12 protein-coding genes are annotated in these 13,471 nt (G+C 43.9%); 5 read left to right on the top strand and 7 right to left on the bottom strand.

From position 1 onward, the window contains the following. The first annotated feature begins 713 nt into the window (after nt 1–713). The gene (locus P3L40_RS02385; RefSeq protein ID WP_036958341.1) at nt 714–1,721 is read left to right on the top strand and encodes an AraC family transcriptional regulator; all 1,008 of its coding nucleotides are present in this window, start codon (nt 714–716) and stop codon (nt 1,719–1,721) included. Nucleotides 1,722–1,801: 80 nt separating this feature from the next. Here P3L40_RS02385 and P3L40_RS02380 read toward each other — a convergent pair whose 3' ends face one another. The 7 genes from P3L40_RS02380 to soxR form a co-directional block, all read right to left on the bottom strand. After that, nucleotides 1,802–2,695 carry a transporter gene (locus tag P3L40_RS02380; protein ID WP_226617121.1) on the bottom strand — a complete coding sequence of 298 codons (894 nt, stop codon included), beginning with the start codon at nt 2,693–2,695 and terminating at the stop codon, nt 1,802–1,804. Nucleotides 2,696–2,768: 73 nt separating this feature from the next. After that, nucleotides 2,769–4,382 carry a phytoene desaturase family protein gene (locus P3L40_RS02375; protein ID WP_210852953.1) on the bottom strand — a complete coding sequence of 538 codons (1,614 nt, stop codon included), beginning with the start codon at nt 4,380–4,382 and terminating at the stop codon, nt 2,769–2,771. Nucleotides 4,383–4,385: 3 nt separating this feature from the next. Then, nucleotides 4,386–5,168, bottom strand: coding sequence for a cyclase family protein (locus tag P3L40_RS02370; RefSeq protein ID WP_196732222.1), 783 nt, complete (start codon nt 5,166–5,168; stop codon nt 4,386–4,388). Nucleotides 5,169–5,181: 13 nt separating this feature from the next. Then, a complete protein-coding gene (locus P3L40_RS02365) occupies nt 5,182–5,718 on the bottom strand; it encodes a flavin reductase family protein (RefSeq protein ID WP_226617123.1) in 537 nt (178 codons plus the stop codon). 14 nt (nt 5,719–5,732) lie between these two features. After that, a complete protein-coding gene (locus P3L40_RS02360) occupies nt 5,733–6,977 on the bottom strand; it encodes a styrene monooxygenase/indole monooxygenase family protein (RefSeq protein ID WP_094961446.1) in 1,245 nt (414 codons plus the stop codon). A 35-nt stretch (nt 6,978–7,012) separates the two neighbouring features. Further along, entirely contained in the window at nt 7,013–7,798 is a 786-nt protein-coding gene (locus tag P3L40_RS02355; protein ID WP_004261123.1) for an SDR family oxidoreductase, read from the bottom strand. Nucleotides 7,799–8,030: 232 nt separating this feature from the next. Further along, nucleotides 8,031–8,528: a redox-sensitive transcriptional activator SoxR gene (gene soxR, locus P3L40_RS02350; protein ID WP_004261125.1), complete on the bottom strand. Its 498-nt coding sequence runs from the start codon at nt 8,526–8,528 to the stop codon at nt 8,031–8,033. A 99-nt stretch (nt 8,529–8,627) separates the two neighbouring features. Between soxR and P3L40_RS02345 the strand changes: the two genes are divergently transcribed. From P3L40_RS02345 to P3L40_RS02330, 4 genes are read left to right on the top strand one after another with little or no spacing between them, the layout of a single operon-like run. After that, complete coding sequence (locus P3L40_RS02345; RefSeq protein ID WP_004261127.1) at nt 8,628–9,056, top strand: DoxX family protein; 429 nt, start codon at nt 8,628–8,630, stop codon at nt 9,054–9,056. Nucleotides 9,057–9,068: 12 nt separating this feature from the next. Then, on the top strand, nt 9,069–10,178 hold the full coding sequence (locus tag P3L40_RS02340) for an efflux RND transporter periplasmic adaptor subunit (RefSeq protein WP_096864570.1): 1,110 nt from the start codon (nt 9,069–9,071) through the stop codon (nt 10,176–10,178). 10 nt (nt 10,179–10,188) lie between these two features. Beyond that, nucleotides 10,189–13,293: a MexW/MexI family multidrug efflux RND transporter permease subunit gene (locus P3L40_RS02335; RefSeq protein ID WP_004261131.1), complete on the top strand. Its 3,105-nt coding sequence runs from the start codon at nt 10,189–10,191 to the stop codon at nt 13,291–13,293. Further along, nucleotides 13,290–13,466: a hypothetical protein gene (locus P3L40_RS02330; RefSeq protein WP_004261134.1), complete on the top strand. Its 177-nt coding sequence runs from the start codon at nt 13,290–13,292 to the stop codon at nt 13,464–13,466. The genes P3L40_RS02335 and P3L40_RS02330 overlap by 4 nt, the downstream gene beginning before the upstream one ends. Nucleotides 13,467–13,471 lie beyond the last annotated feature (5 nt).

Below are 13,471 nucleotides of genomic sequence, written 5' to 3'. Positions count from 1 at the left end.
TTATCTTTTTTGTGTTTATTATTTGTATATCTTTTGTTAATAACAGGTCAATCCATGATTAATCATGTAAATTAGATTTATGCAGAGAGTGGATAAGGCTTGCAGATAAGGGACAAATAGTGAGTTAAAACAACTAGAAAATTAGTTTTTCCGCCAAATAGCGTAGAAAAAAAAGATCAATAAAATAAATAAAAAATACTGAATAGCATGTTTAAATAGAAAATAGGCCTCACAAAAGCAAACAAATCAGAAAAAAACATCGCCATAAAATAATTAATTAGAGCATTACATTAATTAAATAAGAAAAAGATAGGTAAACATAAAATTTAATATGAAAAATCATATATATTTTACTGTTATTGAAATAAAAATAACTTTATTTTTTATATTGTTATCGCTATCACAACAACCGCATAGTTTCTATTTTTTTGCAGTTTTAGGATAGTTTCTGCATGTTTTTATCTAGGTAAGAAAATTTGTTTATGTTATGTTCAACTCATGACTAGTTAAAAAATAGTCAATAAAATGTTAACAAAAAGGAAGGCTTCATTTGACTTAAATGGAAAGCATTCCTCCCTAATATAATAAGTCATTGCAAAATATTATAATAAATTGAATTTACTGAGAAAAACACATAACAAGCAATATTAGTCGGGCCCTATTTTGGTTATTCTATAAAGCAGGGCTGGCAAATCATTTTGGAGGAACCTCCGATGTTGAGCAACTCGTGGTCCCATTCATCTGCATCTCAGATTGAAAATCAGCTCTGTTCTTCAGAGCGTTTATTATTTACCTCAGCTGACCCTGAAGAGATTAAATCGATGGTTGGTCGAGTCATGAAGCCACATCAATTTAACTTACTTAATCCACATCAACGCCTTGATGCTCGTATGCACTATATTCCTATGGGGGATATTTCTCTAAGCCGCTTACGCTATGGTGCCGATGTCTCCATTATTCCAGGGCAACTACAGGACTTTTTTTTGGTTCAAATGCCTCTATCAGGTACAGCAGTCATCGAAAGTGGTGGAAAATGTATTGAATCAACTCCTCAGATGGCCTCACTTCTTAGCCCTGAAGAATCAACAATAATGCGTTGGAATAGCGATAACGATCAATTTATGTTACGTATTTCCCGTTCTTTACTCGAAAGATCCTTAGTAGGCCAACTAGGGCATACTTTAGATAAACCGTTAGTTTTTGAGTTGGGTTTTGCTTGGCAATCTTGCATTGCATGGCGCACTTTAATGAATTACCTGATTGAATGCGCAACTCGCGCGCCCGATCTCTTACAACATAAATTGATCACGACTCAAGTTGAACAATTGGTTTCTGTCACTTTACTTTCTACCCAAGGCCATAATTATATCGAAGACTCAGGCATGCGAAGGTCAACAATTCGTCCTCGTCACGTACGCAGAGTGCAAGAATATTTAGAAGCACACGCCCATGAACCTATCACTGTTGAGCAGCTAGCTCATATTGCAGGCGTCAGCTTACGCAGTTTATATGCTGGTTTTAAAGAGTTCTTAGATATCAGCCCAATGCAGTATCTACGTGATTTACGGATGGAACGTGTTCGAGCAGAGCTCCTTTCAGGGGAAGCAACTAGCGTCACTGGGGTAGCTTTACGTTGGGGATTTGCCCATATGGGTCGCTTTAGTGCAGATTACAAACAACGCTATGGTGAAACTCCAAGTCAGAGTATGAAAAAAGCCTAAATTCCCAATCATCACTTTCTTAGAAATACCCCCCATATTGTTATGTAATACCAATATGGGGTTTTGATATACAAACGTGTTTAAAAAGGTATCGATGCCTTCAAATAAATTTGGGAACCTTCTGGACGGTTTCTGACTTCAAAATCCTTTTCCCATTTAGCAGTAAATAGCCACCCTTGCGGGTTAGCATAGCGAATTGAAGGCCCAATAGAATAGGCTCGAGCTTTTCCTTGAGCTGAATTTGGTCCGCTATCATCTGTCGTTTGCCAAAATGCATAGCCCCCAATACCTGCCACCCAACCATTGCCGAACCCCCAACCTAGTGCATAATCAGCGTGAAATGCTTGCCCTGAACGTGTTTTCGTATCGTTATTGCGGAAGTTAAAGTCATACATCATCTTCAAATCCGCATTTACACCAACAGGTGGAATATAACTGATTGCCCAAACTGGTTGCAGCGCCCAATAATTCTTACCTAAACTTGATGGGTCTGTTTTGCTGTATTTACCTGTTGGAGCATACGCATCTAGCCCAACCACATAATGCAAATCGGCTGATGGATGAAACCCTAATGCGGGGCCAAATGTAATATCACCGAGGCCGCGGCTAGTATCTTTTTGCCCAGCCGCTTTTGCAGTCACATCCAATAATGGCACAATCGTATGAAAAGCCAGATCACCACCAAAGACTTTTTGGTCAGTTACCCAAATAAGTCGAGGAGCGAGTACATTCACATTGACGCTAAACCCCGGAACAGGGATCTTATCGCCTTTGTTATCGCGAATACTGTCATAATGCGCATTTCCACCATACACCAGTACATGTACCCCTTGTGGTGGCAATGCACCTGACATAAAGTTTTCTAGCCCATCGGGGTATACCCCTAAACCGCCACCTTCGGTGGCAATCGCACCAAACGAAAATATGCTGAGACACGAACCTGCTACAAGCTTACCGATTGTTGTTTTTTTCATCATGTTTCCTGCCATAGTGGGTTGCTTACTGTGTGTGCTTTACCTGTTAAGTCACAAATCCTTTGCTGATTTATTATGTCCTGCGTTTGACTGCTAATTTTTGTGCAACAAGGTAACCTGAACCACCACCCAAACCGGGACCGGGGTGCGTTGAGGCGCCAATATGAAAAAGGTTTTTGACTGCGGTTTGATGCGTTTTCGTCTGGCCAGTCGCAGCAAAAGGCCGCAACCAGAAGAACTGATCAGGTGAACAAGTTCCTGAATAAGGGTCACCACCAACAAGGTTACAGTTATAATTTTCTAGGTCGGCGGGAGAAATTGCCTTGCGCCCCACTATCAAATTAGAAAAGCCAGGCATTACCAGCTCTAAGCGCTGTTGAATTCGATCTGCAACAGCCTCTCGCACTTGCTCATCCCAACCCCCGTCATCCGGTACTGAAATTTCACCAGCAGAATCCCCCTTTAACACTCGAGGCAACTCTTGCATTTGGATCCATAAGATCCACCCTCCTTCTGGGGCTCGACTGGGATCGAGCGCGGTAGGTTGGCCAATACCAAATGTCGGTTTATCTGGTAAATAACCATTATTTGCCTGTGTCACCGATAAACACACTTGCTCCATGCTTTCAGTGAAATGAACCAGTGGTACATTTAACAGTTCAGGATTACACCAAGGGGGAGGGGCGCTTAAAGCAAAATGAATTTGCATCCCCGCACGCCCATAACGGTAACCTCTCGCTTTTTCCCTCACTTGCAGTGAAGTATTTTCGAGTAATGCCCCATACAGCTGCGTTGGGGTAACGTTACAAACTACGCTTTCAGACGCAGCAATGATTTGCCCATTCGCCATCACTCCTGTTGCTCGTTGGTTTCTCCCCTCACCTATAGTGATGATTTTTTCAACATTCATACCCGTTTTTAACTGGCCACCATGCACTTCAATAACCTTCGCAAAAGCCTCCACGATACGAGCACTGCCGCCTTTCACCACTGGCATACCACCAGCCACCACCGCCGCAAAGGTTAATTTCCCAATTAATGCAGAACTGGCTTCATCCGGCCCAAGTCCGGTATGTAATACCCATGGCGCCATCAAAGCTCGGCTAAAGTCGTGCTGTAATTCACGTTCTGACCAACGGCGAAAGCTTTCTATTCCTGCTTTTGCAAAATCAAGCAAGCCATCGACTCCACGTTTTCGCCATTCTGGAAATAATAATTTCAGCATATTGGCGCTATATGGGTTTTGCCCTAATAGGCCAAATGTAAGCGCTGCATCTTGCGTAAATAGCTGTTCCGCCATCTTACGAAATGCAAGGCCATCTCCCGGAGCCAACTGGTCGAGTTGCTTAGCCGCTTCAGAAATATCCCGTTTTAACGCAATCGATTGACCATCCGGTTGCACTAACCCCGTTGAATAATCACATTGAGCAAATTCTAATCCATACTGCTTTAAATAGGGTTCGAGCTCTTGGTACCCAGGGCTACCAACAAATAAGGAGTACCAGCAAGAAAGTAAATCGTGGGTATAGCCCTCAAACAAATTCTCAGTGCGGATACAGCCCCCTAAGCGGTCATTTCGCTCAAGAACGAGGACTGATTTTCCACGTACTGCCAACAAGGCTGCACACATCAAGGAATTCATTCCACTGCCCACGACTATCACTTGAGGAGTTGAGCTTGCTGTCATACCTCACCCCACAAGTGCGAGTACACGTAATGGGCTGCCAGAACCACCTTCAATTTTAAGTGGCGCAGCAACAATCACGACACCTGTCGCAGGCAGTTTGTCGAGGTTCGTTAAACATTGCAGGCCATATTTATTGTGACCATGCATTAAAGTATGGCAAGGGTAAGGTACTGGCCAACTGTATGATTGCCCTGCATCTGTATTGATGGTTTCAACGCCAAACCCTTTGACATCACGCTGATGAATAAGCCATTCCACCGCTTCTTGCGATGGCCCCGGCGTGTGTGCACCATCTTCACGCATACTTACATAGGCAACCGGGTCATTCGCCTTTTTCGACCAATCCGTTCTGAAAAGTACCCAAGCTGCTTTAGGAATTATGCCGTGCTTTTCTTCCCATTTTTGCAAAAACTCTACAGTTAACACCCAATCAGGGTTTTGAGCCACTTCCGCACTGGCATCTACCACAACGGCTGGCGCTACAAAGTTTTCCACTGGAATAGTATCAACGGTGTTGTTGATTTGGTCTTTGCCACTGATCCAGTGAATTGGTGCATCAAAATGCGTGCCGGTATGTTCTCCGCAACTAAAATTATTCCAATACCATGCAGGGCCGTTATCGTCGTAGCAAGAAATTTGTTCCATGCTAAATGACCAAACTTGCCCAAATTGTTCAGGTAATTGCAGTGCCGGAAATGAAGGCGATAAGGTTTGTGTCAGGTCGATAACTTGGATGTTCCCTTGCTGCAATTGTGTCGCGAATGTCATTAAAATTTGCTGGTTCATAGTCACTCCCTCCTTAAGGCGCTTCATGTAGGGCAGTAAAGCTACCGCCATGGAACACTAACGGTTTACCCGCTTCACTACCTATACGGCGAACATGCCCCACCATTAATAAGTGGTCACCAATCGTGTCTTGCTTATGGTTTTCGCACACCAATGTGGCAATAGCACCATGCAATGCAGGAACGCCTTCTGGTGTTAGGTGGGTAGCCACATCTGCAAATTTATTTTCGATACGTGGGTTCGCAAAACGCATCGCTAGTTCTTGGTGTCCGTGGCCTAATATATTGATAGTAAAATGAGTACAATCACGAAATACCGCTAGGTTTGGTGAATGATTCACTAAGCTCCATAGCACTAATGGTGGGTCAAGTGATAACGACGCAAATGAGTTGATAGTTAACCCAACATCACGGCCATCTGCAGTTCGGGTGGTAACAATAGCCACGCCTGTTGGGTAACATCCCAACAGATTACGCAATATCTTTGATTCAAATTCGGTATCGCCCCATTCCCTATCACACATGAGTGTATCCTCTGCAATCATAGACATACTGATATCTCCCATTAAGCTCGAGCTTCTTCCATCATTTGCGATTGAATATACGCCTCACAAGCAGCCTCATCTTTCCACCAAGGGAATAATACGGGCGGGTAATTAAAGGCATTCGCGATGGTGTGTGCGAGGGATGGCAGCTGCTGGGCTGCACCCAATAGGTGTAAAATATGCGGCTCAGGTGGGGCGAGTAAGGAATTGGTCCATTCCACAACATGGCGACCATACTTCCAGAACTGTTCAAATGTGTCATTCATCCACTTTGCAGTGTAAGGTTTGTCACCATGGGCTAAAATAGCGTCATAATAGACTTTACAAGCCTTGGTAGCGTTATTCGAACCTTGACCCGTTAGTGGGTCATTGGTGACTAACGCATCTCCTAAACCAAACACAATGTTACCTGATGGTAAAGTTAACACCGGTTTTCTCACTGTTGGTGCAAATCTTCCGGCTAAGATGCCATTATCATCAGTTAACTCAACATTATGACAACGTTCTGCTTCCCAAGGTAAATAGGTATTGAGTATTTTTTTACTGTATGCCAAGTGTTCCTGTGGAGTACGAGCTTCATTCCACTGATCCATAGGCCCACCGGGGATCCCTTCAAACACCATAATGTGGCAATCACCACTATTCGTCAGTGATGGGAACACAAAATACTCACCAACACCGGGTATTAAGTTGAAAGAAACTTGTGAATACTCTGGCGTTGGTAACATGCCATGCACATAAGTCAGTGCCAAGGCCCGTTGTGGTTTGTCATAAGGTGAGCGGGAGGCATCGCGCTCAAGCAGTTTAACAATTTCCCCTTTTCCACCCGCTAACACGACTAAATCGTGTGTTTGCGCTAAGCGTTCCAGTTCTGCAATACCAACATCTTCAATGCGTAAATTACCGCCACGAGCTGCAAATAACTCCATCCAGTAAGGCATTTTGATACGTTGGTCGACAGCTTGGGCATAATTATCGAGACGTGAACGCCAAGAAATTACTTTTTCCCCCGCTTTTTCGGGATGAGGAACTGTAAAACCAATTCCTTCAACCGGCGGACACTGTTCTTCCCAAAAATTAATGCCTAAATCACGTTCAAATTGCAGTGAAATATCGAACATGCACTGGCTCGACATCACTCGGCCATTTTTAACGTCATCTGGAGTGCGGTTTGTTGCAACAGTGACTTCATAACCTTTATTGAGTAGACCCAAAGCTAATGGCATACCCGCTTGACCACCACCGACGATAGCAATACGGCGCATAGTATTTTCCTCTACAAAATAGTTAAAATGGTGTCTTATTCAGCAAGACGGGGAATTGCCGGTTTAGCCTGTTCAGGCCCCATAGCGGAGTAACCGCCATCGACAGCGTAATCCGCACCTGTAACAAAGCTGGCCAAATCAGAAAGTAGGAACGCGACAACTTGAGCGACTTCTTCTGGGTCACCAACGCGTTTTAATAAGTGGTAATCAGCAGCAACACGGTCTGTTTTTTGACGGTCTCCCCCTGTGATTTCATCCATAACTCGGGACCAAGTCCACCCAGGGGAAACGGAATTTACACGAATTCCTTCAGCCGCATAATCCATTGCTTGGCTGCGAGTTACCTCTAACATGGTGGCTTTAGATGCAGGGTAGAGCCAACGACCAGTTTGGGCGACAGAAGAAGAAATACTGGTAAAATTGACGATGGCACCTTTACCCGATTTTGCGAAATGTACTTTTGCAAGCTGCGCAGCCATCACTGCACTCACCACATTAATATTCAACGCAGTGAGCCAATCCTGCCTTGTAGATAACTGGCCTTCATCAAGATAAGTGGCAGCCAGATTAACTAAAAAATCGAGTTGCCCATATTTTTGCGCAACACGGTCAATGCCTTGTTTAAGTTGTTGGTCGTCAGTGATATCGACAGGAAGAAAATCAATATTGGGCTCACTTTGAGCTACCTTTTCACCATTCAAGGTATCAATGTCAAAAATCGTGACTTTAACGCCGTAATCACTTAATACCTTCGCAACGGTTGCACCAATTTTGGTCGCTCCCCCAGTCACAATGGCAATCTTATTATTCAAGCCTTTCATCTTTGTCACCCTCTTTTTCTCTCATTTAGTTACAATGAGTTCACAAAAAATTAACATAACGAATAGTTACGCAAATATGCTGGAAAGGGGTAGCCGATGGGCGCAAAAAATATCCATTATGTGCGGTAATTTAAATAGTAAGGTGATGATATAAATCGTTAAATAGCCACTTTCAGCAGTGGCTATCCAAATAATGAAAAGTATGATTAATCGCAGAAATTAATAAAATAACTTATGGACGTTCTAAAATACGGGCACCAGGGCCTTTCCTACCAAGTACATCATCAGGATTGCGCAGCGGACAGTCACTGAGTGATAAGCAACCACAACCAATACAGTTATCCAACTCATTACGTAAACGTGTCAGTTGCCGAATACGCTTATCTAAAGATTTACGCCATTGCGTCGACATCTCCTTCCATTGCTCCGAAGTTAGCGCGCTATTTGCAGGAAAACGCCCCAATGCCTCTTGAATTTCATGTAGTGGGATCCCCGTACTTTGTGCAACCTTAATAATGGCGATGTAACGAAGTACAACAGAGTGAAATCGTCGCTGATTCCCTTGAGTTCGTGTACTTTGAATTAGCCCCTTTGATTCATAAAAATGGACTGTAGAAACAGGCACTCCCGAGCGTTTTGCCACTTCGCCCACCGTTAATGCCCGAGTAAAATCAATTTTTTTCCCCTCATTCTTCTGAGGTTTTATCGTTTTTGTGTCTTTGTCCGCCATTTTAGCTCACCTTTGCTTGACCTCAACTTAACTTAAGGTTTTATAGTGCCACCCTGCTAGTTTGTCAATTGAGGTTATTTTTTAAAAGGGGATAGGTTTATGCCATCGGTGATTACCAAAATGTTAGAAAGCAATAGCTTATGGGTTATTGCTCGCTTACTAGTCTTGGTTTTATTTATTTCATCTGGTTTAGCCAAAGTTTTTGATTATGAAAATAGTCTGGCCGAAATGCGTGCCGCAGGTCTTCACCCAGATTGGTTTTTCAATATTGCTTCTGCTGCTGTCATGTTAATTGGCTCTGTTCTTGTGCTATTTAACCGTCTTTTATGGCTTGGAACTGGCGCGTTAGCCGTGTTTTTGTTCCTCACTATTGTGGTTGTCCACACCTTTTGGAGCTACACGGGAGAACAAGCTCAAATCGCCATGTTTTGGGCAATTGAACATATCGCTGTTATTGGGGGCTTAATCGCTATCGCCATTGCAGGGCATTTTCGAGGTCTTTATTTCGCGTTAAAGACGCAGAAATAGAAGGAAAATTTAATGAATAAAAAAACAATAATGACACTTTGTTCCGTTTTGATCGCTGTTGGGGCGGGTAGCGCGATTTATTCGACCTATGCGCAAAATGAAGAAGACGAACAAGCAGCATACCAATATCCACCCGTAAAAGTGGCATTGGCTCCTGTTAGCTTAGATACCGCGCCTCGTACTTTTTACGGTGTAGGTGAGTTAGAAGCTGGCAGCCAAGTCTTAGTCGCCGCAGAAACCAATGGCCGTATAACAAAAATTGCATTTGAATCTGGCCAGCAAGTCAAAAAAGGCCAATTATTAGTGCAACTCAATGATGCCGTTGAACAAGCTGATTTATCACGTTACCAAGCACAGTTGCGCAATGCGGCTCGCTTATATGAAAGAACACGTTCATTATCTGCGCAACATTTAGTGGCAGAGGCTCAAGTGGACAGTACACGTGCTGAACGTGATATTGCCCAAGGCCTGATCCGCCAAACCCAAGCATTGATTGCGCAAAAGACAATCCGAGCGCCATTCGACGGTACGATAGGTATTCGCCAAGTCCATGAAGGACAGTATTTAAACCCAGGGGAAGCCATTGCCAGCCTGGTGGATACCAAAACCTTAAAGCTCAACTTTTCCTTAGATGAACAGGCCTCACCGGAACTGCATCAAGGCCAAATTGTTGATATTACAGTTGATGCTTATCCCAATAAAACTTTTCCAGCCCGTATTACGGCCATTGACCCACTCATTGGTAAATCACGTACTATCGCCCTGCAAGCCACATTAGAAAATAGCGATGGCACATTAAAAGCTGGGATGTACGCCAATGTGAATGTGGTACGCCAAGCCAGTAATGAAGTCATTACAATCCCAGAAACCGCTGTTACGTATACCGCCTATGGCGATACCGTATTTATTACGCAAGGTGAAGGGGATGCGATGACCGTCAAGCGGGTGTCCGTAAAAACGGGGCAACGTTGGGATGGCAAAATTGAAATAGAACACGGCTTAAGTGCTAACGATAAAGTCGTCACTTCTGGGCAATTACGCTTAAACGACGGCTCTGCTGTCACCCCTGTTGCCCAAGATACATTGTCTGAACCTGTCACTAATACGGCTCAAGGTTCATAAGGAAGGCGTAATGAAATTTACTGATATTTTTGTTCGCCGACCTGTTCTGGCTCTCGTGGTCAGTGCGCTGATTGTATTAATTGGTTTATTTGCGCTGAGTAAACTGCCTATTCGCCAATATCCACAACTTGAAAGCTCGACGATCACCATTACTACGCAATACCCTGGCGCATCAGCTAAATTGATGCAAGGGTTTGTGACACAACCCATCGCACAAGCGGTTTCCTCTGTGGAAGGCGTAGACTATCTGTCTTCTTCTTCTGTGCAAGGAAGTAGCCTTGTCACCGTACGAATGGAACTTAACCGAGACTCCACTCAAGCCCTTGCACAAGTAATGGCGAAGGTGAACCAAGTTCGTTATAAATTACCGAAAGAAGCTTATGACCCTGTGATTGAACTTTCCTCTGGGGAATCTACTGCGGTTGCTTATATCGGTTTTTCCAGCACCAATTTATCCATTCCTGCCCTGACAGACTATATTTCTCGCGTCATTGAACCAATGTATTCCTCAATTGATGGTGTCGCTAAAGTTCAAGTCTTCGGAGGCCAACAATTAGCAATGCGTTTATGGCTGGATGCCGATAAATTAGCTGGCCGAGGGCTAACCGCTGCGGATGTTGCGCAAGCAGTTCGCCAAAACAACTACCAAGCGGCACCCGGTAAAGTCAAAGGCGAATTCGTGATTTCTAATGTCTATGTTAATACCGACCTCACTAATGTCGATGAGTTTCGTGATCTAGTGATCCGCAACGACGGCAATGGATTAGTACGTTTAAAAGATGTGGGAACCATTGAATTAGGAGCCGCTTCCACAGAAACCAGTGGTTTAATGAATGGTGAGCCTGCGATTTACCTTGGTTTATTTGCCACACCAACCGGTAACCCTCTAGTAATCGTTGACGGCATGAATCAATTAATGCCTGACATCACCAAAACTTTACCGCCCGGCGTTAAGGTGGAAATGGCATTTGAAACTTCGCGCTTTATTAAAGCGTCTATTGACCAAGTGATTAGCACACTAGTTGAAGCGCTACTGATTGTTATTGCGGTTATTTACCTGTGTTTAGGGTCAATTCGCAGCGTAATCATCCCAATTTTAGCTATTCCGCTATCTATGTTAGGTGCAGCCGCACTCATGATGGCATTTGGGTTTAGTATTAACTTACTGACGCTACTGGCCATGGTATTAGCAATTGGTCTCGTCGTCGATGATGCTATCGTTGTGGTCGAAAACGTCCATCGCCATATTGAAGAAGGGAAATCACCGGTTTTAGCGGCTTTAATTGGTGCTCGTGAAGTGGCAGGCCCAGTTATCGCGATGACGATCACCTTGGCGGCGGTATATGCTCCAATAGGGCTAATGTCAGGTTTAACGGGAGCTTTGTTTAAAGAATTCGCACTCACGTTGGCCGGGGCGGTGATTGTTTCGGGGATTGTGGCATTAACCCTTTCCCCTGTAATGAGCTCGTTTATGTTGAACTCAAAACAGAATGAAGGGCGTATGGCGCGCATGGCAGAAACCTTCTTTTCTACCTTAGCCCATTACTATACCATTGTATTGAATTTCTCTTTGAAAAACCGTTGGTTAACAGGTGTTATTGCCGTTGGTGTATTCATTAGCTTACCACTGCTTTATCAATCAGCTCCTCGTGAATTAGCCCCTGTGGAAGACCAGTCTAGTGTATTAACGGCGATCAAATCGCCGCAACACGCTAACCTCGAGTATGTAGAACGTTTTTCGCGTAAATTACATGATGTTTTCATGGAGTTGCCAGAAACAGAAAGTACTTGGATTATTAACGGAACCGATGGCCCTTCCGCCAGCTTTGGGGGAACTAACTTGACATCATGGGAGCAGCGTGACCGCGCCGCATCTGAGATCCAAGGTGACTTACAAGGGCGCGTCGGTGATGTCGAAGGGAACAGTATTTTCGTTTTCCAGTTACCCGCCTTGCCAGGTTCAACGGGTGGCTTGCCAATCCAAATGGTTCTCAGAAGTCCGCAAGATTATTCGGTACTCTATAAAACCATGGAAGAGATCAAGCAACAAGCACGTGAAAGCGGTCTGTTTATGGTGGTAGATAGTGACCTCGACTACAACAACCCAGTGGTAGAAGTCCGCATAAACCGTTCAAAAGCGAATAGCTTAGGTATTCGTATGCAAGATATCGGGGAATCACTGACCTTATTAGTGGGGGAAAACTATATTAACCGCTTTGGGATGGATGGCCGTTCTTATGATGTGATCCCTCAAAGTATTCGTAGCCAACGCTTAACACCGGAAGCCCTTTCACGCCATTATGTGAAATCGGAAGCGGGAACTATGATCCCACTGTCAACGGTGGTTGATATCAATACCCAAGTTGAACCGAATAAACTCACGCAATTTAATCAGCAAAATGCGGCAATTTTCCAAGCAATACCTGCTCCTGGTGTCACATTAGGCCAAGCTGTTGCTTATTTAGATAATATTGCCAATGAGCTACCAGCAGGTTTTAGCCATGACTGGCAATCCGATTCGCGCCAATATAAACAAGAAGGAAACACCCTCGCCTTTGCCTTTATGGCGGCGCTCATCATTATTTACTTAGTCTTAGCGGCACAATATGAAAGTTTAGTCGATCCATTGATTATCTTGATTACTGTTCCACTTTCAATTTGTGGTGCGTTAATTCCATTGGCACTTGGTTATGCAACATTAAATATTTACACCCAAATCGGCTTAGTCACATTGATTGGCTTAATCAGTAAACACGGAATATTGATGGTTGAGTTTGCCAATGAATTACAAGCCAATGAAGGGTTAGATAGACGACATGCCATTCTCAAAGCAGCACAAATTCGTTTACGCCCAATACTAATGACAACCGCAGCAATGGTGATTGGCTTAGTTCCTCTGCTATTCGCCACTGGAGCAGGAGCAAATAGCCGCTTTGGCTTAGGCTTAGTGATAGTCACTGGTATGTTAGTTGGCACATTATTTACCCTGTTTGTTTTACCAACCATTTATACCTTGCTAGCCCGTAATCACAGTGCAACCGCACTAACACCAAGGCGCTATGAGCTTGCCGAAGCGAATCGCCTAATCAAAGAAACTGAGGAGACGTCCCAATGAGAAATACGTTAACTAGCCGTCATCAACGTAACAGCCGTACAGTCAACGAAGTGGAAGTGAATGCAATGAGTAATAGCATGGCCATGCTATTAATTTATCATGGTCTCCCCGCAGGTCTGGAAAAATCTCATTCAGCGTCAAACTCGAGCACTTTAAATAAGCCTACACGCTAATGTAA

Source organism: Providencia sp. PROV040 (genome assembly GCF_032706145.1).
Lineage (GTDB): Bacteria > Pseudomonadota > Gammaproteobacteria > Enterobacterales > Enterobacteriaceae > Providencia > Providencia hangzhouensis.
The sequence above is the reverse complement of the archived record's forward strand: the minus strand, read 5'-3'. Positions and strand labels throughout refer to the sequence as shown.

Coding starts and splice junctions, on each gene's coding strand:
- P3L40_RS02355 (WP_004261123.1), bottom strand. CDS start 7,798: ATGAAAGGCTTGAATAATAAGATTGCCATTGTGACTGGGGGAGCGACC.
- P3L40_RS02385 (WP_036958341.1), top strand. CDS start 714: ATGTTGAGCAACTCGTGGTCCCATTCATCTGCATCTCAGATTGAAAAT.
- P3L40_RS02380 (WP_226617121.1), bottom strand. CDS start 2,695: ATGAAAAAAACAACAATCGGTAAGCTTGTAGCAGGTTCGTGTCTCAGC.
- P3L40_RS02370 (WP_196732222.1), bottom strand. CDS start 5,168: ATGAACCAGCAAATTTTAATGACATTCGCGACACAATTGCAGCAAGGG.
- P3L40_RS02330 (WP_004261134.1), top strand. CDS start 13,290: ATGAGAAATACGTTAACTAGCCGTCATCAACGTAACAGCCGTACAGTC.
- P3L40_RS02345 (WP_004261127.1), top strand. CDS start 8,628: ATGCCATCGGTGATTACCAAAATGTTAGAAAGCAATAGCTTATGGGTT.
- soxR (WP_004261125.1), bottom strand. CDS start 8,528: ATGGCGGACAAAGACACAAAAACGATAAAACCTCAGAAGAATGAGGGG.
- P3L40_RS02335 (WP_004261131.1), top strand. CDS start 10,189: ATGAAATTTACTGATATTTTTGTTCGCCGACCTGTTCTGGCTCTCGTG.
- P3L40_RS02360 (WP_094961446.1), bottom strand. CDS start 6,977: ATGCGCCGTATTGCTATCGTCGGTGGTGGTCAAGCGGGTATGCCATTA.
- P3L40_RS02375 (WP_210852953.1), bottom strand. CDS start 4,382: ATGACAGCAAGCTCAACTCCTCAAGTGATAGTCGTGGGCAGTGGAATG.
- P3L40_RS02340 (WP_096864570.1), top strand. CDS start 9,069: ATGAATAAAAAAACAATAATGACACTTTGTTCCGTTTTGATCGCTGTT.
- P3L40_RS02365 (WP_226617123.1), bottom strand. CDS start 5,718: ATGTCTATGATTGCAGAGGATACACTCATGTGTGATAGGGAATGGGGC.